The organism is Solibacillus sp. FSL H8-0538, from assembly GCF_038003525.1.
GTDB lineage: Bacteria > Bacillota > Bacilli > Bacillales_A > Planococcaceae > JBBOPI01.
Map to the genome: position 1 here is coordinate 2474499 of NZ_JBBOPI010000001.1, position 22360 is coordinate 2496858.

The 22360-nt window shown below is 39.4% G+C and carries 22 protein-coding genes; 2 read left to right on the plus strand and 20 right to left on the minus strand.

The genetic code is table 11. From position 1 onward, the window contains the following. Positions 1-161: 161 nt before the first annotated feature. Both secDF and MHH87_RS11800 read right to left on the minus strand, forming a co-directional pair. Positions 162-2429: a protein translocase subunit SecDF gene (secDF, locus tag MHH87_RS11795; protein WP_340749501.1), complete on the minus strand. Its 2268-nt coding sequence runs from the start codon at positions 2427-2429 to the stop codon at positions 162-164. Between the two features lie 230 nt (positions 2430-2659). After that, complete coding sequence (locus MHH87_RS11800) at positions 2660-2989, minus strand: post-transcriptional regulator (RefSeq protein ID WP_340749502.1); 330 nt, start codon at positions 2987-2989, stop codon at positions 2660-2662. A gap of 94 nt (positions 2990-3083) precedes the next feature. Here MHH87_RS11800 and MHH87_RS11805 point away from each other — a divergent pair, with 94 nt between their 5' ends. After that, positions 3084-4589, plus strand: a complete 1506-nt coding sequence (locus tag MHH87_RS11805) for a putative polysaccharide biosynthesis protein (protein WP_340749503.1) — start codon at positions 3084-3086, stop codon at positions 4587-4589. Here MHH87_RS11805 and MHH87_RS11810 read toward each other — a convergent pair. The 8 genes from MHH87_RS11810 to MHH87_RS11845 all read right to left on the minus strand — a co-directional run bounded on the left by MHH87_RS11810 (position 4569) and on the right by MHH87_RS11845 (position 11536). Next, positions 4569-5210: a DUF421 domain-containing protein gene (locus MHH87_RS11810; RefSeq protein ID WP_340749504.1), complete on the minus strand. Its 642-nt coding sequence runs from the start codon at positions 5208-5210 to the stop codon at positions 4569-4571. The genes MHH87_RS11805 and MHH87_RS11810 overlap by 21 nt on opposite strands. 95 nt (positions 5211-5305) lie before the next feature. Continuing rightward, on the minus strand, positions 5306-5569 hold the full coding sequence (yajC, locus tag MHH87_RS11815) for a preprotein translocase subunit YajC (RefSeq protein ID WP_340749505.1): 264 nt from the start codon (positions 5567-5569) through the stop codon (positions 5306-5308). 135 nt (positions 5570-5704) lie between these two features. Beyond that, positions 5705-6850: a tRNA guanosine(34) transglycosylase Tgt gene (tgt, locus tag MHH87_RS11820; protein ID WP_340749506.1), complete on the minus strand. Its 1146-nt coding sequence runs from the start codon at positions 6848-6850 to the stop codon at positions 5705-5707. 69 nt (positions 6851-6919) lie between these two features. Then, the gene (queA, locus tag MHH87_RS11825; protein ID WP_340749507.1) at positions 6920-7957 is read right to left on the minus strand and encodes a tRNA preQ1(34) S-adenosylmethionine ribosyltransferase-isomerase QueA; all 1038 of its coding nucleotides are present in this window, start codon (positions 7955-7957) and stop codon (positions 6920-6922) included. A 15-nt stretch (positions 7958-7972) separates the two neighbouring features. After that, the gene (ruvB, locus tag MHH87_RS11830; protein WP_340749508.1) at positions 7973-8980 is read right to left on the minus strand and encodes a Holliday junction branch migration DNA helicase RuvB; all 1008 of its coding nucleotides are present in this window, start codon (positions 8978-8980) and stop codon (positions 7973-7975) included. A gap of 18 nt (positions 8981-8998) precedes the next feature. Then, positions 8999-9619, minus strand: coding sequence for a Holliday junction branch migration protein RuvA (gene ruvA / locus MHH87_RS11835; RefSeq protein WP_340749509.1), 621 nt, complete (start codon positions 9617-9619; stop codon positions 8999-9001). Positions 9620-9845: 226 nt separating this feature from the next. Beyond that, positions 9846-10775, minus strand: coding sequence for a phosphotransferase (locus MHH87_RS11840; protein ID WP_340749510.1), 930 nt, complete (start codon positions 10773-10775; stop codon positions 9846-9848). Further along, on the minus strand, positions 10679-11536 hold the full coding sequence (locus MHH87_RS11845; protein WP_340749511.1) for a LysM peptidoglycan-binding domain-containing protein: 858 nt from the start codon (positions 11534-11536) through the stop codon (positions 10679-10681). The genes MHH87_RS11840 and MHH87_RS11845 overlap by 97 nt, the downstream gene beginning before the upstream one ends. Before the next feature lie 142 nt (positions 11537-11678). Between MHH87_RS11845 and MHH87_RS11850 the strand changes: the two genes are divergently transcribed. Next, positions 11679-12209: a transcription repressor NadR gene (locus tag MHH87_RS11850; protein WP_340749512.1), complete on the plus strand. Its 531-nt coding sequence runs from the start codon at positions 11679-11681 to the stop codon at positions 12207-12209. 79 nt (positions 12210-12288) lie between these two features. Here MHH87_RS11850 and MHH87_RS11855 read toward each other — a convergent pair whose 3' ends face one another. From MHH87_RS11855 to MHH87_RS11900, 10 genes are all read right to left on the minus strand, one after another. Beyond that, a complete protein-coding gene (locus MHH87_RS11855; RefSeq protein ID WP_340749513.1) occupies positions 12289-13194 on the minus strand; it encodes an ABC transporter ATP-binding protein in 906 nt (301 codons plus the stop codon). Further along, on the minus strand, positions 13187-14239 hold the full coding sequence (locus MHH87_RS11860; protein WP_340749514.1) for an ABC transporter ATP-binding protein: 1053 nt from the start codon (positions 14237-14239) through the stop codon (positions 13187-13189). Before MHH87_RS11860 ends, MHH87_RS11855 begins: the two co-directional genes overlap by 8 nt. A gap of 14 nt (positions 14240-14253) precedes the next feature. Next, a complete protein-coding gene (locus MHH87_RS11865) occupies positions 14254-15189 on the minus strand; it encodes an ABC transporter permease (RefSeq protein WP_340749515.1) in 936 nt (311 codons plus the stop codon). Beyond that, positions 15189-16118 carry an ABC transporter permease gene (locus tag MHH87_RS11870; RefSeq protein WP_340749516.1) on the minus strand — a complete coding sequence of 310 codons (930 nt, stop codon included), beginning with the start codon at positions 16116-16118 and terminating at the stop codon, positions 15189-15191. Before MHH87_RS11870 ends, MHH87_RS11865 begins: the two co-directional genes overlap by 1 nt. Positions 16119-16225: 107 nt before the next feature. Beyond that, positions 16226-17887: a peptide ABC transporter substrate-binding protein gene (locus MHH87_RS11875; RefSeq protein WP_340749517.1), complete on the minus strand. Its 1662-nt coding sequence runs from the start codon at positions 17885-17887 to the stop codon at positions 16226-16228. A 730-nt stretch (positions 17888-18617) separates the two neighbouring features. Beyond that, on the minus strand, positions 18618-19007 hold the full coding sequence (locus tag MHH87_RS11880) for a thiol-disulfide oxidoreductase DCC family protein (RefSeq protein ID WP_340749518.1): 390 nt from the start codon (positions 19005-19007) through the stop codon (positions 18618-18620). Positions 19008-19017: 10 nt separating this feature from the next. Further along, complete coding sequence (pheA, locus tag MHH87_RS11885) at positions 19018-19890, minus strand: prephenate dehydratase (protein WP_340749519.1); 873 nt, start codon at positions 19888-19890, stop codon at positions 19018-19020. Between the two features lie 94 nt (positions 19891-19984). Beyond that, a complete protein-coding gene (locus tag MHH87_RS11890) occupies positions 19985-20440 on the minus strand; it encodes an ACT domain-containing protein (RefSeq protein ID WP_340749520.1) in 456 nt (151 codons plus the stop codon). 21 nt (positions 20441-20461) lie between these two features. After that, complete coding sequence (gene obgE, locus MHH87_RS11895; RefSeq protein WP_340749521.1) at positions 20462-21751, minus strand: GTPase ObgE; 1290 nt, start codon at positions 21749-21751, stop codon at positions 20462-20464. 5 nt (positions 21752-21756) lie between these two features. Then, the gene (locus MHH87_RS11900) at positions 21757-22281 is read right to left on the minus strand and encodes a Spo0B domain-containing protein (RefSeq protein WP_340749522.1); all 525 of its coding nucleotides are present in this window, start codon (positions 22279-22281) and stop codon (positions 21757-21759) included. Positions 22282-22360: the final 79 nt, after the last annotated feature.

The window sequence follows — 22360 nt, forward strand, 5'->3', positions numbered from 1 at the left end:
ACCTAGACTAAGTACGTTACCTAGTTCACCTAGACCTTTTTACATGAATAACATTAGAAAGACACAACTCGCCCAAAATAGAGCGAGTTCATGTCCCTAGTTATCCACTGAAAAAAAAGCAAGATATGCTACATGTGCATATCTTGCTTTGAAACCTATTTTTATACTTGTGGCTCGTCTGAACCCCATGATTTCTTCTCTTTTTTCACAACTGAACCGCCAGTTTTGTTCATTTGACGTACTTTTAATGAGTACCAAACTTGTGCTGCGATACAGATTGAAGAGTACATACCTGTTACTAAACCAATTAGTAATGCGATTGAGAAGTTTTGAATTGATGGTGCACCTAAGAAAATAAGCGCAATAACTACGATGATTACTGTTAATACGGTATTAACAGAGCGTCCCATCGTTTGACGAAGTGACTTGTTCACAATGTTTGCAAGCTCTTCTTTTGTCGTAATCTTTTCGTGGTGTTCAATGTTTTCACGAATTCGGTCAAATGTAACGATTGTATCATTAATTGAGTAACCAACGATTGTTAGCACCGCCGCGATAAACGTAATGTCTACTTCTAAACGAAGGAAACTGAAAATAGCAACCATGAAGAATACGTCGTGAAGAAGTGAAAGAATCGCACCTAAGCCCATGCGCCATTCAAAGCGAATTGCTACATAAATAATAATACCAAGTGCTGCTAATGCTAATGCATACATCGCATTTTTTGCTAGTTCTTCCCCAACTTGTGAAGAAACTGTGCTTAAGGTTGGATCATGTCCGTAAGTTTTTAATACGTCTGCTTTAAAGTCCAACACTTCTTGCTGCGTGAAGTCTTCTTTATAACGTAATACAGCCGTATTTTTTTCTTCTCCAGAAATAACAACATCATCTGTTGGCAAGCCAATTTCATCAACGTATTTAATAATCTCTTCTTGCGTCAATTCTTGATTTGCTTGAATTTCAACACGTGTACCACTTGAGAAGTCAATCCCTAAGTTCAAGCGGAATACACCTAAAATAATAGCGCCGACAATACAAATGACCATCGAAGCTGCGTAAAACTTTTTGCGGTTTCTCACAAAGTCTAGTCGATCAAATTTGGTTGTTAACTCTAATGTTGTCACATTCTCTTCAGGCTTATGTTGTTTTGATTTCGCAATTCCAAACCAAGATGGGTTATTGAAGTAACCACTTTTTACAAGAAGGCCTAGTAAGACACGCGACCCCCATACAGCTGTTACAAAGCTAAGTAAAATTGAAATAATTAACGTCGTTGCGAATCCTTTAACTGAGCTTGTACCAAAGTAGAATAATACAACAGCTGCAAGTAAAGTAGTTAACTGTGCATCAATAATCGCTGTTAACGATGATTTCGAGCCGAAGTGGAATGCTTCTTTTACCGAATGTCCAACGCGCAATTCCTCACGAATACGCTCTGCTGTCAGGATATTCGCATCTACTGCCATCCCAATACCTAATACGATTGCGGCAATTCCCGGTAATGTCAATACCGCATTAATACCGTTGAATACTGCAAGTACCAAGAATGTGAATACTGTTAATGTAATAATAGAAATAAAACCTGGTAGGCGGTAGTATAGTAACATAAATACAAAAATTATTATTACACCGACAATACCAGCAAATACTGTACTTGTTAATGCTTCTTCACCAAACTGTGCACCCACAGAAGTTGAATAAATTTCTGTTAGTTTAACAGGTAATGACCCAGCATTTAAGACAGAAGCGAAATTTTTCGTTTCTTCTACAGTGAAGTTACCTGAAATCATTACGTCTGTTGTATTTAAAACTTGTGTTACGGAAGCGGCTGATTCAAATTTTGGTTTAGGTTTCGTAGCTTCTTCTGCATATGAATCTACGCCTTCTTCAAAGTCTAACCAAACTACTAGTAAATTACGACCTTCACCCATGCTCATTACTTTTTGTGTTACTTCTGCAAATTTCGCAGCGTCTTTTAATGTTAACGTAACAATTGGTTGATTTTGTTGGTCAAATGAAGCAGATGCCCCACCTTCTTTTAAATCCTTACCATCTAATAAAATATTATTATCTACATCACGGAATGTTAAGTTGGCTGTACTTGATAATAGCTCGCGGGCTGATGACTGATCGTCTAGTCCGGCTAACTGTACGCGAATACGATCTTCACCCTCAACTTCAATACTTGGCTCACTTACACCAAATTCATTAATACGATTATCTAATGCAGTTGTCGTATCTGCTAATACAGCAGGAGTAACATCCTGTCCATCTACAAGAGATTCAACTTCATAAAGAACTTCAAATCCACCTTGTAAGTCAAGCCCTAGTTTTACATCATCTAAAACTTTTTGTACCGTCGTTCCCATTCCTGTAAATAGCAACGCTACTACAAGTACGAACGTAATAATACGGTTTGCTAATTTCATTTGTAAATCCTCCTCAAATTTGTGCGAAAAATACGCACTAGAAAAAGCGCTAAAGTTGCGCCATTTCGATAGACTATGTAGCTAAAACAAAAACATACCATTTAATACTAACGCACTTATCAATCGGTTATATATTAATGGCAGATTCCTAAAAAGTGCAATAAACCTATTATGAAACACGATGCACTAACTGTCAAATTAATACTATAGTCATCCGTTCATTTTACCATTTATTCCATATTCACTTTTTCGAGATTGGGCCCAGGATTTAACAATGCCTTCAATTCATCTTCTGTAATGCCAACAAGTTGAGGTTGCTCCTTCAAGTCATTGATTTGGTCATAACTAACAATTTCAGACGGTGAAACACTATAAATGGTTGCAACAATTTCATACAAATGCAAGTCTTCAATCTTCACCTTGCGCCATTTTTTTTTAATACAGTAGCGCCACAGGTCGTCCTTTGAAATAGCATTGTAGTCATAATACCTAAATTCTTCAATCTTGCTGTTAAGGACAAGTTGAACTTGCTCGTATAGCGTTTGATACGGAATTGCCATTATGGATCACCTCTAACTCAAAGTTTTAACCATTGACCTTCATGCATACAAATATTGTATATGAAATTTCGGTAAATGAGAAGGGATTGAACGAGTGGGTTCATTCATAAAAGGAACTATTTTTTTAATGTTCGTAATTTTTTTATCAAAATTATTCGGATTTGTGTACCGTATGCAGTTTATGCGGATTGCGGGGGAAGAAGCGGTTGGCCTTTATATGACTTCTTACCCGACCTTTATTTTTTTTATTTCGCTCATCCAATTAGGTGTTCCAATTGCAGTAGCTAAAATAATTGCTGAGTATCGTGCAAAAGGACAAGAGGTAAAGATTCAGGCCATCATGAAAACTTCCCTTCGCATCTCTTCTATCGCTATTTTAGTGTTATTACCTATTATTGCACTAGGTATTCCTTTTATTGCGGATACACTTTTGCATAATCATGCTATCGTCTATACACTTTATATTGGACTCTGCACCGTTCCAATCGTCATTTATTCAAGTTTGTTTAAGGCCTATTTACAAGGGCTTGCGAATATTGCTCCAACTGCTTGGGCGCAAATGTTTGAGCAGCTTGTCCGAATTGCACTCATTATGTGGATGCTTCCATACATCGTTTCGCCAACTAATCCAGCTCTTACAGCTGCTTATGCTATGGCTATTACCGGCGTTGGTGAAGTCTTTTCTTTGCTCTTTTTGTATTGGCATTATATTAAGGCAAAAAGAAAGATGCGCAAATCATCGTCTGAAAGCTACCCTGCTAAACCGATTTTCGCCATCGCTATCCCTTCTGCAGGCAGTAAATTATTCGGTACGTTTACATGGTTTTTAGAACCAATAATTTTTTTAAAGGCACTCACTGTATCTGGAATCGCTGCCTCAGCGGCTACAACGTTATATGGCATCATTTCAGGCGTTCACATTCCACTATTGCTGTTTCCAGCTTTTATTCCCAGCGCTCTTGCTATCGTGTTAATTCCAGCCGTTAGCGATGCCGTAGCCCGAAAAAACTATAATTTATTAAATTCGCGAATTTCTTTGTCTCTGCGGCTATCTTCATTAATCGGCTGTATCGCGGCTACATTCTTTTTCCTACACGGAGATGAATTAACAATGACACTCTTTCATTTAGAAGAAAATCGAGGATATATGAAAATTTTAGCGCCCATTTTTTATTTTTATTATATTCAAAGTCCGTTACATTCGATTTTACAAGCAGTGGACGAGGCGCGTGCAGCGATGATGAATTCTGTTTACGGAGGGATTGGCAAGCTCTTTATTTTATTCGTACTTGCCTCTCAACCATTTATTCAAGAACGTGGGGCTATTATCGCAATCGGGTTTGGCGTATTAATTACGTCCTTTTTGCATATTGCTTCTATTCGCCAACACCAACGCATTTCGATTGGGTTCCGCATTTTCGCCGTTCCGTATTTTATCTTTATTGTTACTAGCTATATTCAACCGTTTTTGACAACAGAGATGACACTAGTGATGAGTAGCTGTATGACGTTAGCCATTCTCTCACTGCTCTTACTTGCTACAAGACAAATCCGGTTGGAAGATTTGCGCTACTTGCGTTCAATTTTTTCGCGCCTTTAATTGGACATGGAGCTGACCATTTTCATAGCTACAGTAAAAAATTTGAGCTACATCATAATAGCCAATAGCGTGCAACTCCTGTTCAAGCCATTCTTGGTCTCGTCGCAGCAGCTTTAAATGCCGAGCATCCACATAGCCATCAAGTATAAGTGGGAGAACATACGGTGAATCATCTTTTAAATAAACCGACAGCTTGCCAGACTGCTCTAAAAAGGCACAAGCAACGGATTGCACCGAACTCACTCCTTGCTCGCGTAGTTGCTGAAATAAATCGTCTAAATTATACCGCTGTTTTCTCATTTCGTGCTCAAGTATAAGCCCATTTTCTACAATCATGGAGGGGTCACCGTCAATAATATCTCGTAGTTTTTTGATTCTCAATAATAGGACTGAATTAATATATTGGATCCCAAATAAAATAAGAATCGGTAAAATATCCTTCCAAAAATTTTTATGTACATCATCAAGTGCAAATGCAGCAACCTCTGCCATGAGCACAAAGACTGCTAAATCTAAAATACTTAATTCGCCTACTTCGCGTTTGCCCATTAGCCGAAACACAAGCAGCACAATAATATATACAAATACTGTACGAGAAATAATAAGCATATAATCATTCATCGTTAGCACCTCTTTTTACTTCATTGTGGGCAGTTTTCTGAATCACTATGCAGGTAAAATAAAAAAGCTTACCACTAATCGGGTAAGCTTCTTTATTATGCGTTATCTAAAACGCGTCCTATTGCTTGACGCTCGAATTTCAAACGTGTATTTCCTTCAACTTTAATGTAAATTACTGTATCTTCTACCGCATCTACTTCTCCGTGAAGTCCACCTACTGTTACAACGCGGTCACCACGTTTTAAACCAGTTTGCATAGCAACCGTAGCTTTTTGACGTTTTTGTTGTGGACGGATGAGGATAAACCACATCGCAATAAACATAATAATAATAGGAGCAAAGCCTAATATTTGATCCATAATTGAATTTCCTCCTTTCTCTTTCTCACTACATAAGTATAGTATAAATGACTTCTAAAATGCGATGGAATCATGAATTTTTTTGTAAAAAAATCAAAAATTTCTACGCAATGACGAAATTCACTATAAGATGCATTAGAAATTTTTAGCATTCGGTAAATTGTAGCCATATTTCTCGAAGAATTCTTCTTTGAAATCACCTAAACGATCTTCACGAATTGCTTGACGTACTTCTTCCATTAACTTAATTAAGAAGCGTAGATTATGATATGACGTTAGACGTAGACCAAAAGTTTCTTCTGTACGTATTAAATGACGTACGTATGCACGCGAATAATTTTTACAAGTGTAGCAATCGCAGTTTGGATCGATAGGGCCGAAATCACGCGCATATTTCGCATTTTTGACAACCAAACGACCTTCAGATGTCATTAATGTACCATTACGTGCAATACGTGTTGGTAATACGCAGTCAAACATATCAATACCACGAATAGCACCGTCAATTAATGAGTCAGGAGAACCTACGCCCATTAAGTAACGAGGCTTGTCTGCTGGCATTAATGGTGCAGTAAAATCAAGCACCTTATTCATAATGTCCTTTGGCTCACCTACTGATAAGCCACCAATTGCATAACCTGGGAAATCTAATTCTACTAATGCTTCAGCAGAACGTTTACGCAGTTCTTCAAATTCTCCACCCTGGATAATACCAAATAATCCTTGGTCGTCTGGGCGTGCATGTGCTTCTTTACAACGTTTTGCCCAACGAGTTGTTCGATCTACAGATGCTAGCATATATTCATACGTTGCTGGGAATGGTGGACATTCATCAAATGCCATCATAATATCTGAGCCTAAGTCATTTTGTATTTCCATTGCTTTTTCAGGGCTTAAAAAAAGCTTATCCCCGTTTAAATGATTACGGAAATGAACGCCCTCTTCTTCAATTTTTCGGAACTTACTCAAAGAGAATACTTGGAAGCCACCTGAATCTGTTAAAATCGGACGATCCCAGTTCATGAATTTGTGTAGGCCGCCTGCTTCTTTTACGATCTCATTTCCTGGACGTAGCCATAAATGATATGTGTTCGATAGAATAATGCCTGCATCCATTTCTTTAAGCTCTTCAGGTGACATTGCCTTTACAGTTGCCTGTGTTCCTACTGGCATAAATGTAGGTGTTTCAAAAGAACCGTGTGGTGTATGGACAATCCCAAGACGTGCTCCTGTTTGTGCGCAAGTTTTAATTAGTTCGTAACGAATTGCTGGTTGTGTCATATTTATTAAATTTCTCCTTAGATGAAGTAAAAACAGTACTTCTATTTTTTTTGTAGGTTTCCCCGATTGTTAACGCTTTGGTCGAATGAACATCGCATCTCCAAAGCTAAAGAAGCGGTACTTCTCTTCAACTGCTTTATGATAAGCATTTAAAATGGTATCTTTCCCCGCCAATGCACTTACTAACATAACTAACGTCGACTTCGGTAAATGGAAGTTCGTAATAAGCCCATCAATTGCTTTGTAGTCATAGCCTGGGTAAATAAAAATATTTGTCCATCCTTGTGCCGCAATGATTTTTCCATCGTTATTAGATGCAACTGTTTCTAATGTACGTGTTGAAGTCGTACCAACTGAAATGACCTTGCCGCCGCTATTCTTTGTCCGATTGATTACTTCAGCTGTTTCTGCCGTAACACTGTAAAATTCTGAGTGCATATCATGCTCTTCAATCGAATCTACACTTACTGGACGGAATGTACCAAGTCCAACGTGTAATGTGACAAAGGTAACTTCCACACCTTTTGCGCGAATGGCTTCAAGAAGTGGCTCTGTAAAGTGTAACCCTGCTGTAGGCGCTGCTGCTGATCCACGCTCTTTTGCATACACAGTTTGATAACGTTCCTGGTCTTCTAATTTTTCACGAATATAAGGAGGCAGTGGCATTTCACCAAGCTGCTCTAATATTTCATAAAAAATACCGTCATAGCTAAATTTGAAAAGACGGCCACCGTGATCAAGCTCTCCCGTACAAGTAGCAGTTAGTAAGCCTTCACCAAATGTGACAACTGTTCCTATTTTTACACGTTTCGCAGGCTTGACAAGTGTTTCCCACTCTTCATCAATAGTTTGCTTTAATAATAGTAGTTCAATGTTGGCTCCCGTTTCTCCCTTCACGCCCATTAGACGTGCTGGTAGTACACGTGTGTCGTTTAAAACGAGGCAATCACCTGCATTTAGTTCATCTATAATATGACCAAAATGATGATGCTCCAATTCCATTGTATGTGGATTCACAAGCATTAAACGGCTCGCTGTACGGTCCAATAATGGTGTCTGTGCAATTAATTCCTCTGGTAAATGAAAATCAAAATCTTCTACTTTCACAATAAAAACTTCCTTCTATTCATTTTGTGATGGCAATTCATAGCCAAAATGCGAATAACATAAATCTGTTGCAACTCGACCTCTTGGCGTACGTTGAATAAAACCAATTTGCATTAAGTAAGGCTCGTACACATCTTCAATCGTAATGCGTTCTTCACCGATAGAAGCCGCTAGTGCATCTAAACCGACTGGACCGCCACCGAAACGTTCAATCATTGCTTGTATCAGCTTATGGTCAATATGGTCAAGCCCGCGTGGATCCACTTGCAGCAGCCCAAGTGCCTGCTCCGCTAAGCCGAGCGTCACAGAACCGTCGCCAAGCACCTGTGCATAATCACGCACACGCTTCAGTAAACGGTTTGCAATACGCGGTGTCCCACGAGAACGGCGGGCAAGCTCATACGCCGCCTGCGCGTTGATTTCCACCTCAAATAACTGCCCTGTACGCATTACAATATTAGCTAAAGCCTCTTCATCATAATATTCTAAGCGTGCTAACACACCAAAGCGGTCACGTAGCGGAGCAGAAAGCGCACCTGCACGCGTAGTGGCACCGACTAACGTAAAGGGGGGCAAGTCCAAACGAATCGAACGTGCTTCTGGACCTTTTCCGACAACAATGTCTAAACAGAAATCTTCCATTGCTGCGTACAATACTTCTTCAATGGCACGCGGTAGACGATGAATTTCATCAATAAATAATACATCACCCGGCTCAAGTGAACTAAGAATCGCTGCTAAATCTCCAGGACGTTCAATTGCAGGGCCGCTCGTCATTTTGACGTTGACGCCCATTTCATTGGCGATGACAACAGCTAACGTTGTTTTTCCTAATCCAGGTGGTCCATAAAGAAGTACATGGTCAAGACTTTCCTGACGAAGTTTTGCGGCTTCAATAAAAATTTTCAAGTTTTCCTTTACCTGATGCTGTCCAATATATTGCGAAAGACGTTGCGGACGAAGGGAAAGCTCCAACTGCTCATCTAATTGATCAGCCTCACTTGAAAGTACGCGGTCTGCCATTTTGTATTACTCCCTTCTTTACTTCATTTTCAGTAATAGCTTTAAAGCGTGTTTCATATACGCATCTGTTGTTGTAAGGGTGTCGTCCTCATCTAGTTGCCCTTTAATTTTCACTAATTCTCTTTCTGAGTAGCCAAGTGCTGTCAGAGCAAGCATTGCTTCTTCAAGCTCATGCTTGTTCGGGTTTACACCAAATAGTGGTAGCTCTTCTTCCGTACTCGGTAATAAGACGGCATCAAGTAGCGTTCCTAGCTTGCCTTTTAAATCGAGGATCATTTGGCGCGCTGTTTTCTTCCCAACACCTGGGAACTTCACTAAAAACGTCTCGTCTTCCATTTCGATTGCAGTAATGACCTGGGACGGATTACCACTTGCTAGTATTGCTAGTGCACCTTTAGGACCGATGCCAGATACTTGAATTAACTTGCGGAAAAGCTCGCGCTGTTCTAAATTCATAAAACCAAACAATTGCTGTGCATCCTCACGCACATGCATATAAACAAAAATTTGCTGCTCGTTATTACTAGCACGAAACGCAAATGGATTTGGCGTATATAGCTGCCACCCAATTCCCTGCTGCTCTAAAACGATATATTCAGGCGTAATACGCGTTACTTGTCCTTTTAAATAATCATACATAAAAATCCCCCACATTCACCGCTTTTGATTATAGCATACTGTTTACCTAAATCCCCGAACAACGCTGATTTTTGCCATTAGAAAGACACATCTCGCCACAAAACAGGGCGAGATGAAGTACTTTATTATGTGATGAAGAAAAAATACTTTCTTAACCACTAAAAGAAAGACCGCCTCATACGAAGACGGTCACATTTATTTTACCATAAATATAGGGCGTTTCCTATCACACGGACACCGATTGGATGGCATACTGCAGCCTTGACCAATTTGCCAGTGCTTCTTTTGTGAACGGTAGTAAAAACTGACATAGTGGCTCACGCTGCTCCTCCTCTACCCTCAAAACGTATAACGCCTCTCGCATTACTTCATTTGGATACAATAAATACGGAAGCTTTGGCTTTGTAATACTTAAGTACTCATGCTCATTCAGCAAACTTTTTAATTGATAGCCTACATTTGGCAAAGCACGCTGTAACCATAAAATCATTTCGTCCGATGCATGCCCTAATGCCGCCAAGTCAAAATCAATCAACTTCGGCACATCAGTCTGACTTAGTAATATATTATGATGCACAATATCTCCGTGTAATAGCGTTAGCTTTTCAGCTGGTGGTCGGAGCTTGCGAATTTCCTTTAATGACAATAACGCAATATTCACAATCATTTCATAATCTCTACCTAGAAGCGCAGTAAGCTTCGCTTCATGCTGGATAAACCGATTTAACCGCACTGTCCATTTCTCGATTAATGAATAGCTCGGAAGTAGCGGTTCTTTCTCCCAGTTAATTGGCTCATTTGTTTCATGTAATGCTTGTAAGCACAGAATTGCTTGCAATCGGTCGCCTCGGTCATCATAATTTGCACTTGTCGCTATGTGCCAAGGTTGAATGATTGTCTGCTTATCTTGGTTTGGTTGCAAGGGAATACTGTACGGAAAATCAATACTGGTAAGACGTTTATGAATCATGCGCACTTTTTCCGCAACATGTTGATGATTATAATATTTTACAAAATACGCACCCTTTTCACTGTCCCACTTCCAACAGTTCTCTTTAATTAACAGTGCCATTGCTGTGAGTGTGGAGGCATCATGTGCGGAGGCATTGGCATCATGTGCATAGGATACGGGCTCATTTGAGGCATTTGGTGGCAAGGATTTGTCGCGTGTTCAATTTGGCGGATTTCATTATAATAATTTTGCACTTGTTGTTCTTTGTCAGAGCATTTTTGGCAACCTGTAGACTCTTCTCGCTGAAGTGGTGCTACATACTGCGGCTGCTCGTCTGTCCGTATCCCGTGACAGCAGGAGCAAAAATGCATCGGCATCGGCATCGGCATTGGCATTGGCATTGGCTGCGGATAAAACTGTGGATGCATGGCTGGTTGCTGAATATATATATGCGGCATTTCAAATTGCGGCTGCATTTGGGGCATCATTTGCGGTTGTGGTTGTGGTTGCACTGGCATTGGAGGTGGCATCATCGGCTGTGCTGGTGCCTGCATGATAGACTGCTCAATGGTTGGCGCGAAATTAACATGCGTTTGCTGCCATTGTGGCATTTGTTGTGGCATTGGCATGGGTTGTGGCATTGGCATGGGTTGTGGCATTGGCATTGGCTGTGGCATTGGTGGCATCTGTGGCTGAAAATAAATATCCCCTTGCCAAGTAGGCATTTCTGGAGTGAAACTCGGTTTCATCTCCTCCTTTACAACATGTGGAGTTTTTGGAGCTTCCTTCACTTTCTCCTTTTTAGCAGCCGCTGCCGCCTCAGGTAAAAAAATTTCCATGCCGGGTACAATATAATCCGGGTTTGCTAAATGATTGTTTAAACGTTTTAATTCATCAAAGCCAATGGAATACTGCTTGGCAATCTTCCATAATGTATCGCCCTTTTGTACAATATGAATACGCACGAACTTCCCCCTTTTCTCGCTTTATCATATGTAGGAAAAACGAAACGGACACAAAACTTTTCGCCGATTCATTTCACCCTATGTGATACACTATGTTTACAGAAGTTGTCTATATACACGGAAATCTACATGAGGTGATCAAATGAAGAAAATGTTAGGGGAAGAACGTCGATACGAGCTGCTCACATTATTAAAAAATGCTGGTCGCCCTGTTACTGGAACAGATTTGGCTAAGCATACTAATGTATCGCGTCAGGTGATTGTTAATGATATGAATTTATTAAAAGCACGCAATGAGCCGATTATCGCAACAAGCCAGGGCTATTTATATATGAAGCTAGAAGATACAAAACAGATGTTTGAAAGAAAAATTGTTTGTATGCATACAGCTGAACAAGCAAAAGAAGAGATGTATATGGTTGTTGATTGTGGTGTTACGTTAAAAAATGTCATCGTTGAGCATCCGGTTTATGGAGAAATTACCGCGTCCATTATGGTCTCGAACCGATTAGAGGTAGAAAACTTCATCCAACGTGTAGAGGAAACGAACGCAAGCTTCCTATCTGTACTCACACAGGGTACTCATTTACACGTCATTTCTGCACCTTCAGAGCAACTGTTGGATCGTGCCGAGAGATTACTACGTGAAAAAGGTTTTTTAATTGAAGGGTAAAGTAAAAAGGGGATATTCGAAAAATTCGAACATCCCCCTTAATTATTGACATGGTCGAACCAATGACCTTGTCGATTTTTTATTTCCAACGAGCGATTTGACTTTGCGAACCGAATACAAAATGATTCGGCGAAACTTCATAAGAGATACACTCTTCTGTTGTCTCTTCATGATTATATGGAATACGCTGACGTTGACGCTCTGACATAGGATCAGGCAATGGCACCGCAGATAATAATGATTTCGTATATGGGTGTACAGGTTTATTGTAAATCTCATCAGCTGGGCCAAGCTCCACAATTCGTCCACGGTGCATGACAGCTATGCGGTCACTAATATATTTGACCATCGATAAATCATGCGCAATAAATAAGTATGTTAAATTACGTTCTTTTTGTAACTCCTTTAATAAATTGACGACTTGCGCTTGAATCGATACATCTAGTGCAGAAATGGGTTCGTCCGCAATAATGAAGCTTGGATTTAAACTTAATGCACGTGCAATCCCAATACGTTGGCGCTGACCGCCTGAAAATTCATGTGCATAACGAGTTGCATGCTCCCGATTTAATCCAACTGCCTCTAACAGCTCCCCTATTTTTTTTTTACGCTCCGCTTTGTTTTTATAGAGACCGTGAATTTTAAACGATTCACCAATAACTTCACCCGCTGTCATACGCGGGTTCAATGATGCATATGGATCTTGGAAAATCATTTGCATTTCTCGGTTAAACTGCTTCAATTCTTGTTTCGATTTTGACGCGTGAATATTTTGCCCTTTAAACAAAATTTCACCTTCTGTAATATCATATAACCTTATAATGGATCGACCTGTTGTTGACTTACCGCATCCGGATTCTCCGACAAGTCCTAGCGTTTCTCCTTCATAAACATCAAAGCTAATGCCATCTACAGCTTTAGTCGGTTGTTTAGTGGAGCCAAAATATTGTTTTAAACCTTTTACTTCTAAAATTTTATTAACCATGCACGCCTACCTCCTTTAAATAGCCATCAATGCGTTTTAATACCTCTTGCGGAATTGGAATTTGAGGCGCGTCCGGATGTAGTAACCATGTTTTCGCATAATGCGTTTCTGATACTTTAAACAAAGGAGGCTCTTGCTCGTAATCAATTGCTAAAGCAAATTCATTTCTTGGGGCAAACGCATCTCCTTTTGGCGGATCAATTAAGTTCGGTGGCGAGCCTGGGATTGTACGTAATAGCTCATTTGAATTATTATTTAAATCTGGCATTGATCCAAGCAGTCCCCATGTATAAGGATGACGTGGATTGTAAAAAATCTCGTTAACGGTACCATACTCCACAATTTGACCCGCATACATAACGGCAACACGGTCAGCTACATTTGCAACAACTCCTAGATCATGAGTAATGAATATAATCGATGTATTACGCTTTTTTTGAATCTCTTTCATTAGTTCTAAAATTTGCGCTTGGATCGTTACATCTAACGCAGTCGTCGGTTCATCGGCTATTAACAATTTTGGATCTGCTGCAAGCGCAATGGCAATGACAACACGTTGACGCATCCCACCTGAAAATTCATGTGGATATTGCTTATACCGTTTTTCTGGGAACGGAATCCCTACTTGATCCAGTAACTCGATTGCACGCGCTTTAGCTTCTTCACGCGAAACTTTTTTATGTTTTAAAATGACTTCCGTAATTTGACTTCCGACTTTCATGGTCGGGTTTAACGCCGTCATTGGATCTTGGAAGATCATCGCCATTTCATTCCCGCGAATTTTCATCATTTCTTTTTCTGTAAACGGAATAAGGTCACGTCCATTAAATATAATTTCACCTTCTGCATAAACGCCTGGCGGTTGTGGTATTAATTTGATTAACGCGTTACTTGTAACACTTTTTCCCGAGCCGGATTCACCAACAATCGCAAGCGTTTCTCCTTCGTAAACTTCGAAGTTTACACCACGAACAGCTTGAACAACCCCTGCATAGGTTTTAAAGTTTATTCTTAAATTTTTTACCTCTAGTATTTTGCTCTTCATCATGTACACCTTCTTTATTTACGTAGTTTTGGGTCTAATGCATCACGTAATCCATCACCTACAGCATTAAACGCGAAAATTGTTAATGAAATAAATACTGCTGGGAAAAATAAACGCCATGGGTAAGCAACAAGTGCTTTGTTCCCTTCAGCTGCCATTGTCCCCCAACTTGCCCTTGGTGCTGGTACACCGAGACCTAAATAACTTAAAAATGCTTCTGTAAAAATAGCAAGCGGAATCGTTAGCGTCATTGTTACTAAAATCGCGCCCAGTGCATTCGGGATTAAATGGCGAATAATTAAATGGCTTGTATTTGCACCAAGTGTTCTCGCAGCAAGAACGTATTCTTGGTTTTTAATCGATAATACTTCCCCGCGAACAATACGAGCCATGTTCACCCAACCTGTAATGCAAAGCGCAATAATCATCGGTACTAAGCCTGGCTCCATAACAACTACTAATATAATTACTACAAGTAAATATGGAACCGCTGTTAATACATCCGCAAACCGCATCATAATGTTATCTACACGTTCACCAGCTAAACCTGAAATACTGCCCCATAAAACGCCGATAATTAAATCAATAACCGCGGCTGTAATCCCGATAAATAGGGAAATTCGTGCCCCTGCCCACACACGAACGAACATATCGCGTCCTAAATCATCGGTTCCAAACCAGTGGGCTGCAGAAGGTGCTGCATTATAAATACCTAATTGCTCTTTATAGCTATACTGTGACAACATTGGTACAAAAGTAGCCATCAGTGTAATAATTACTAATAGGATAACCCCAATTATGGCTAATTTATTTTGCGAGAAGCGAAGAATAACTTCCTTCCAAAACGATACGGACTTTTTGCTAAGTTTATCATTTTCCTCATGGCGAGGCCCCACGACATTAAACATCTCTGGTGCAAATTTAGATAATTCTATTTTGTTCTGCGTCATTATTTTTTCGCCCCTTTCAGCTTAATGCGAGGATCAATGACACTGTATAAAATATCGACAATAAATACCGCTACTAATAGAATGATTGAGTAAAACACCGTCGTTCCCATGATGACTGTGTAATCACGGTTCGTAATACTTGTGACGAAGTGTCTCCCTAAACCTGGGATCGCGAAAATTTGCTCAATAATGAAACTACCTGTCACAACTCCTGCTGTTAAAGGTCCTAAATATGTGACAACGGGCAATAGTGCATTACGTAAAGTATGTCGGTATACAGTTGTCCATTTGCCAATCCCTTTTGCACGGGCCATTTTTACATACTCACTATGGTTTTGCTCCAGCATGCTTGAACGGGTCAGTTTCGCAATAAAGCCCATATGTGTAATCGCAATAGCGAATGCCGGTAAAACACTATATTTATATCCTTTCCATCCGCTAACTGGGAATATTTTATACTCGTGAGCTAAATAATATTGAAGCAGTCCGGCTAAAATGAACGATGGTACAGAAATACCGAGTATTGCAATAACTGTTGCCGCATAGTCTGGTAATCGATTATGGTAAATCGCAGAAATTACACCAAGTAAAACACCAAGACCTATTGCCAACAACATCGCCTGTATCCCTAATGTTAAGGAAATCGGGAAGCTTTCAGAAATGATGTCATTTGTCGAACGTCCCTTATATTTCATCGATTCACCGAAATCAAACTTAGCCGTATCGATTAAATAATCCTTATATTGAATATACCAAGGATTATCCAAGCCATATTTAGCATTCAACTGTGCTTCAATTTGAGGCGGAAAATTACGTTCACTAGCAAATGGGCTACCAGGTGCTAACTTCATTAAGAAAAATGTTGCTGTTACGATGATAAAGAGCGCTAAAAGTATATATCCAAGCCGCTTAATAATATAGTTTAGCAATGGAACCCCCCCTTATATTTACTCGATTTAGGAAAAAAGGCTGCTTAGTCTCGATTACTCGATTCGTAAGCAGCCCTGGTACAATTACGCTCTAAAAACTAATGCTTCTATTTAGTGATGTCTACGTATTTTAAGTTAATATTACCAAGAGCGTCTGGTTGCATATTTGAAACGTAGTCTTTCTTGACAAAAAGGTTTGTGTAGAAATAAATTGGTGCTACTGGGTATTCCGAAACCATGATTGCTTCGGCTTGTTTTAATAAATCGATACGTGCCGCAGGATCCGTTTCAGTAATCGATTTTTTTAGCAGTGCACTATACTCTGCATTTTCCCAACCTGTATCATTGTTTCCGTTGTCAGCTGAATTGTATTGCTCTAAGAATGTATAAGCATCGTTGTAGTCAGCAATCCAACCCATACGACCAATTTGATAATCATACGTGTTTAATTTTTCTAGGTAAACTTGCCACTCCGCATTATCTAAAGTGACGTTAATACCTAAGTTTTTGCTCCAACCTTCTTGGATAAATTGAGCGATTGCAGAGTGTGCTTCGCTTGTATTGAAAGATAGTTTTAGATTAAGTTCACTTGCATTTGCTAAACCAAGTTCTTTTAAACCTAATTCTAAAGCTTTTTTCGCTTCTTCAAGATCATTGTCTTTAAAGTATCCTTCATCATCACCAAAGCCGCTAACTGCATTTGGAACAATTCCTAGAGCAACATCTTGTTGACCTTTAGTAATATTTTTAATTAAATTCGTACGGTCGATTGCTAAAGTTAATGCTTTACGGATGTTTACGTTAGCCATAAATTTATCTGTTGTGTTGAATTTGTACCAGTAAATACCTGAGTATTCCGCTGCTTGTAATGCCCCATCCGCTCGTAGACGTTCGATTGCATCAAGCGCAATTGTACCGTATGGAGTACCTAGGTAATCCACTTCACCCGCTTCGAACATCGTCATTTCAGTTGCCTCAGATTCAACCATAGCGATATTTACTTTATCAAGTTTTACGTTAGCAGCATCCCAATATTGGTCACTTTTCTCTAATGTAAGTGAACCACTATGTTGCCACTCCTTTAGAATGAAAGCACCGTTTGATACATAACCTTCTGCTTCTGTGTACCAGTTTGGATTCGCTTCCACTGTTGCACGGTGTAAAGGATAGAATGTTTTAAATGCAGTTAATTCTAAGAAGTATGGTGTTGGTGCTTCTAACGTTACTTCGATTGTTTTTTCATCGACAACGTTAATCCCTAAATCATCCGCAGAACCTTCGCCTAGATTATAAGCTTCAGCTCCTTTGATTGGATATAACATTGATGCATATTCAGAAGCATTCTCAGGATTTAAAGCGAATTCCCAAGCAAATGCAAAGTCGTCAGCAGTTACAGCATCGCCGTTAGACCATTTTGCATCACGTAAAGTGAATGTATAAGTTAGTAAATCTTCACTCACTACAACATTTTCAGCAGCTGCATTTACTGGCTCACCGTCTACCATTGTTGTTAAACCTTCAAAAATGTTTTCTAACAATGCACCCGATGTTGTATCTGTAGCTAATTGCGGATGTAATGCAGGTGGTTCAGAAGGAATTAATAAGTTGATTTCCTTTGGGCCCGTTGATTCTTCAGTAGTAGTGGTGCTAGTATCTTCTGTGTTTGTTGATGCATCATCAGTTGTTTCTTCTCCACCAGAGTTACATGCAGCTAGCAATACAGCAAATACTAGTAGCATGAAACTTAACAAAAACTTGTTATTCTTCATAAAAAACATCCCCCTTGTAATTTTCTTTGTTATCTCAGTCTTCTTAATTTTCAGAAAACCGATAACGTGTATTTTAATATATCAAATATTCTTGGAAATATAAAGAAGAAATATGAATTTACGAGAAAAACTACACAAATTGTACTACTAGTCATTATCGAAATTCTATTTTTCAAATATTGATAGTGACATGAACAGGATGTTTTTGATAGCTTAGGTGTACTTATAGAAACGATTGTAACTTGTATAATTACAAGTAGTCATGAGGTTGAAAGTTACATAGGAGAATGTTGGAGTCGGAAAGAAAGATGTCTCTGATGCAGCAGGAATTACGGTGTTGGATATTAGTGGCTCTAAGTGGGAACAAAAGCGCTGTAGAATCCGAAGTGAAGGCGCTCTTTACCTTTGCCCGTGGACTGACCGCGACCTCGAGGGGCTGGCGCTTTCGCCTAGACGTTACATTTACATAATTAAATGTTACTCACAAGGCGAAATATTATTATTTCCTTAACAACAAGCAAAAAGCACTCGATGCAATATCGCATCGAGTGCTTTTACTCATGTAAACTATGTTACAAAACAAGGCCACATTCTAGAGCCACAAATAACTTAATCTAACTAAAATCATAAAGTTTTTATCAAAGTTACCATTCACAGGTAGCTCTACTATTACCATAAAGAAAATTCAATTGATAGGGATTTTTTATTTTCACGGAAAATAACATTTATTTCATAAAAATCGACTTCGTTGCTCTGAGGATGGTATCATACAACTTTCCTTTTTCCCAAACCATCGATATCGATTGCGCGCAAAAATATTATAGGTTACATCACGTATTGCTAATGGAATAATTATCGCAACATAACAACAGCGCCAGACACCTTGTAAGCGCCGTGCAATTTTTAATGCAGCGGTTGATCTGATATAGGCATGTTCCTGTTCTATCAGTATCAAACTATCTATAGACGGGGAAATACCGTATTGCAAGACAAGTTGTCGTCCAATATCACTTTGTAAAGAAGCAAATCGAAAATAGCCAGGCGCATCACGTTTAATGATAAACTGCACGCTCGCATTACAAAAATTGCATTCTCCGTCAAATAAAATAATACCACCCATCTGCTTCACCTCATTCTGGTGTTACATATGTAAAGTATGTACCGAGCGATTTCACGGTGCAGCCAAGTGCCTGCAGCTCTTCTACAGCACCTTTCATCATCGCATCTTCCTCATCTGCTAACACGTCCACAATAAAGAAATAATCGCCTAGTCCTGTTTTTAACGGGCGCGATTCGATTTTACTTAAATTTAGTTTGCGCCATGCAAAAACAGATAGTACTTGGTGGAGCGCTCCCGAAACGTCCGTTGGTAATGTCACCATAAAAGTAGTTTTCGGCTGCCCTTGTGAATTTTCGATCGCATGACGACTGTTTTGCTTCGATAACACGAAAAAGCGCGTATGATTAAAATGGAAATCATGAATATTTTCTTGTGCAATAAATAAATCATATTTCTCAGCCGCTGATGCATTTCCAACTGCAGCGATGCATTCTTCCGGTGCTTCCGATACTAATTTCGCTGCCGCCGCTGTTGAAGAATACTGATTTAATGGAACCTTAGCGAAATTATAAAATAAATATTTATGACATTGTGCGAGCGCATGCGGATGTGAATAAATACCGGTAATACTTTGCCAATCCTCTGCATATTTTTTATGTACTAATAAATGCTGCTGAATTTTTGACAAAACTTCTGCCGTCACATATAACTCTGCCTCGTGAAATAAATAATCCACTGTTAGAGGCACAGATCCTTCTAGTGCATTTTCAATTGGCACGATTGCTAAATCTACCTTCCCTTCAGCAACTGCTTCAATACACTCTGGAATCGATGCATAGGGAACATGCCATTCATTCGGAAATAATCCCTTCGTTGCTAAATATGTAAACGACGCCTCTGGACCTAAATAGGCAATTCTTTTTTCCCATGTTTGTGCTGACATACAGGAAGCCTCCCTCCGAAATAACTACCATTTCTTAATTTTCAGTTAACTTAAATTAAAAAGAAAGAGCGTAAATTACGCTCTACTCTTTTTCCTAAAATGCACCTGAGCTAATCACTTCTGCAGATTCTACAAAATCTAAACGTTTTAACAACTGCAATAAATCATCTAAGTCAAGCGTCATACTTGTCACATCAAGTGACAATGTAACGTTCGCACGCCCCTGAATCGGAATTGTCTGATGAATTGTCAACACGTTGCAATGTGCTTCTGTAATCGTTTCAAGTAGCTTCGCTAAAGTACCTTTTCGATCTTGCAATTGAATGAACACAGTTAAAATACGCTCTTGAACAATCGAGTGAAAAGGAAAAACGGCATCACGATATTTATAGAAGGCGCTTCGCGACAAATCAACCTCTTTCACGGCATCCCAAATCGAAGCAACAGAACCGTTTTGCAGCAACAGTTTTGCTTCTAATGTTTTTTGCATTGCGTCAGTTAATACGTCTTCACGCACTAAATAATATCGTTGATTCGCAACGTCTTTCATAATTTCCCCCCTAGGTGTGTCTTAATCTACAAAGTCAAATTCGAATTCGAGTAAGCGAACTGTATCGCCATTTGTTGCCCCACGCTCACGAAGTGCTTCGTCAACACCCATTGCACGTAATTGACGAGCAAAACGACGAATACCATCTTCACGGCTGAAGTCGGTCATTTTGAATAGGCGTTCAATTGAGTCACCAGATAATATGAATGAACCATCATCATCACGTGTAACCATATACCCATCACTTTGCTTCGTATGTTTATAAAGAACTGTTGCATCAGACTCTTCTTCTTCTACATGACTTAATGAGAACTCTGGTGTTACTTCTAGTAAGTCTGCAATTTCAAATAATACAGGCTTTAACCCTTGACGAGAAACAGCTGATACAGGGAATACTTTTACATCATCGCCCACTTTTTTAAGGAACTCTTGTAAATTTTCTTCCGCACCAGGCATGTCCATTTTATTTGCTACAACAATTTGTGGGCGCTCTGTCAAACGTAAGTTGTATTGTTTTAATTCTTCATTAATAACAAGATAATCCTCATACGGGTCGCGGCCTTCCATTCCAGACATATCGATTACATGAACAATTACTCGTGTACGCTCGATATGACGAAGAAATTGCATACCAAGACCTACACCTTGGTGAGCGCCTTCAATAAGTCCTGGAAGATCGGCCATTGCGAAGCTTCGGTGATCATCCGTTTCAACCATACCTAAGTTCGGTACGATTGTTGTAAAATGGTAAGAACCGATTTTTGGTTTTGCAGCAGATACAACTGATAGTAATGTTGATTTCCCAACAGAAGGGAATCCTACAAGACCTACATCTGCTAAAACTTTTAATTCTAATATAACATCTAATTCCTCACCTGGCTCACCTTTTTCAGCTAGTTCTGGTGCTGGATTTGATGGTGTAGCAAAACGTGAGTTTCCGCGTCCACCGCGGCCTGCTTTTGCGATAATCGCTTGTTGCCCATGCTCAACTAAATCAGCAATAACTGTTTTTGTTTCTGCATTTATGACAACTGTTCCAGGTGGTACTTTTACGATTAGGTCATCTGCTCGTCTACCATGCATCCCTTTACTCATTCCGTGTTCACCACGGTCAGCTTTGAAAATGCGTTTATAACGGAAGTCCATTAACGTACGTAAGCCTTCTTCTACTTCAAATACTACGTTCCCACCACGTGCACCATCGCCACCTGCTGGACCACCATTCGGTACAAATTTTTCGCGACGGAAGGCTACCATACCGTCCCCACCGTCTCCACCTCTTACATAAACCTTGACGTGATCTACAAACATTTAATTCACTCCAGTTCTAAGCTCAAAATATATTTCCACGATGTATTCGTTTCTGCATACGTTTGAACATTTAAATTAGTAACTTCTTTATTGAAACGCGGTGCTTCCCACTTTCCTTGTAAATGGAACGTAAGCCAAAACTTCTCCGCGTCTGATTCGATTTCCACTTGTAACTGTTGCTCCGTATACGGGTCTAAATGGTCATAAACATGAATAACTGTGTTTTCTAAGTATTGTACAATTACCTCATCAAGCTGTACGTCTTGAGTAGCCGAAATATCACACGTCAGCATCATTTGTATCGCAGGAAAACGCCAACTAAACGTCTGAATCCATTCCACTGTTTGCGGCAGCTGTAAATTATTTAAACTAGAAAGCATTTTACACTGATTAGAAATATCTTGAATAATGATCTTTGCTTCATCAATTCGTTGTAAATCTAGGTTCATTTGTATTAAATGTAACTGATTTAAAAAGTCATGATTGGCAAAACGCAATACTTCACTAATGGTTAACGGCCGTTCAGTCATGTTATTCACTCCAATAAAGTTATCTTTACTAGTATAGCAAGTTTCTCATTATTTTTCCCTTAAAACGTAATACAAATGT

Bases quoted from the DNA above. Each gene is read 5' to 3' on its own strand.
- MHH87_RS11855 (WP_340749513.1), bottom strand. From the start codon at position 13,194: ATGGTTAATAAAATTTTAGAAGTAAAAGGTTTAAAACAATATTTTGGC.
- MHH87_RS11875 (WP_340749517.1), bottom strand. From the start codon at position 17,887: ATGAAGAATAACAAGTTTTTGTTAAGTTTCATGCTACTAGTATTTGCT.
- MHH87_RS11880 (WP_340749518.1), bottom strand. From the start codon at position 19,007: ATGGGTGGTATTATTTTATTTGACGGAGAATGCAATTTTTGTAATGCG.
- MHH87_RS11810 (WP_340749504.1), bottom strand. From the start codon at position 5,210: ATGAATGATTATATGCTTATTATTTCTCGTACAGTATTTGTATATATT.
- secDF (WP_340749501.1), bottom strand. From the start codon at position 2,429: ATGAAATTAGCAAACCGTATTATTACGTTCGTACTTGTAGTAGCGTTG.
- MHH87_RS11860 (WP_340749514.1), bottom strand. From the start codon at position 14,239: ATGAAGAGCAAAATACTAGAGGTAAAAAATTTAAGAATAAACTTTAAA.
- MHH87_RS11890 (WP_340749520.1), bottom strand. From the start codon at position 20,440: ATGAAAGACGTTGCGAATCAACGATATTATTTAGTGCGTGAAGACGTA.
- MHH87_RS11865 (WP_340749515.1), bottom strand. From the start codon at position 15,189: ATGACGCAGAACAAAATAGAATTATCTAAATTTGCACCAGAGATGTTT.
- MHH87_RS11900 (WP_340749522.1), bottom strand. From the start codon at position 22,281: ATGACTGAACGGCCGTTAACCATTAGTGAAGTATTGCGTTTTGCCAAT.
- pheA (WP_340749519.1), bottom strand. From the start codon at position 19,890: ATGTCAGCACAAACATGGGAAAAAAGAATTGCCTATTTAGGTCCAGAG.
- MHH87_RS11800 (WP_340749502.1), bottom strand. From the start codon at position 2,989: ATGGCAATTCCGTATCAAACGCTATACGAGCAAGTTCAACTTGTCCTT.
- obgE (WP_340749521.1), bottom strand. From the start codon at position 21,751: ATGTTTGTAGATCACGTCAAGGTTTATGTAAGAGGTGGAGACGGTGGG.
- MHH87_RS11850 (WP_340749512.1), top strand. From the start codon at position 11,679: ATGAAGAAAATGTTAGGGGAAGAACGTCGATACGAGCTGCTCACATTA.
- yajC (WP_340749505.1), bottom strand. From the start codon at position 5,569: ATGGATCAAATATTAGGCTTTGCTCCTATTATTATTATGTTTATTGCG.
- tgt (WP_340749506.1), bottom strand. From the start codon at position 6,850: ATGACACAACCAGCAATTCGTTACGAACTAATTAAAACTTGCGCACAA.
- ruvB (WP_340749508.1), bottom strand. From the start codon at position 8,980: ATGGCAGACCGCGTACTTTCAAGTGAGGCTGATCAATTAGATGAGCAG.
- ruvA (WP_340749509.1), bottom strand. From the start codon at position 9,619: ATGTATGATTATTTAAAAGGACAAGTAACGCGTATTACGCCTGAATAT.